We start from the raw sequence: 421 nt of genomic DNA, 5'->3' as shown, positions 1-421 counted from the left end.
ATGACTGACTTTCCCGCGTATGCGCCGTCGGAGGAGCACGAGTTGCTGCGTGCCACGGTGCGTGAGCTCGCCGATGTGAAGATCGCCCCGTTCGCGGGGGTGGTGGATGAGGAGTCGCGGTTCCCGCAGGAGGCGCTGGATGCGCTGGTGGCCAATGAGTTGCACGCGGTGCATGTGCCGGAGGTGTACGGGGGTGTGGGTGCGGATGCGCTGGCGACGGTGATCGTGATCGAGGAGGTGGCGCGGGCGTGTGCGTCGTCGTCGTTGATCCCGGCGGTGAACAAGCTGGGGACGGTGCCGGTGCTGCTGTCGGGGTCGGAGGAGTTGAAGAAGCGGTATCTGGGGCCGGTGGCGCGGGGGGAGGCGATGTTCTCTTATGCGTTGTCGGAGGCGGAGGCGGGGTCGGACGCGGCGGGGATGA

The 421-nt window shown here is 67.7% G+C and carries 1 protein-coding gene; it reads left to right on the top strand.

The annotated features are described in order from the left end of the window. A partial coding sequence (locus IE99_RS0128560) for an acyl-CoA dehydrogenase family protein (RefSeq protein WP_030177550.1) occupies nt 1–421 on the top strand: 421 nt, incomplete at both ends.

The organism is Spirillospora albida, assembly GCF_000718255.1.
Taxonomy (GTDB): Bacteria; Actinomycetota; Actinomycetes; order Streptosporangiales; family Streptosporangiaceae; genus Spirillospora; species Spirillospora albida.
The sequence above is the reverse complement of the archived record's forward strand: the minus strand, read 5'-3'. Positions and strand labels throughout refer to the sequence as shown.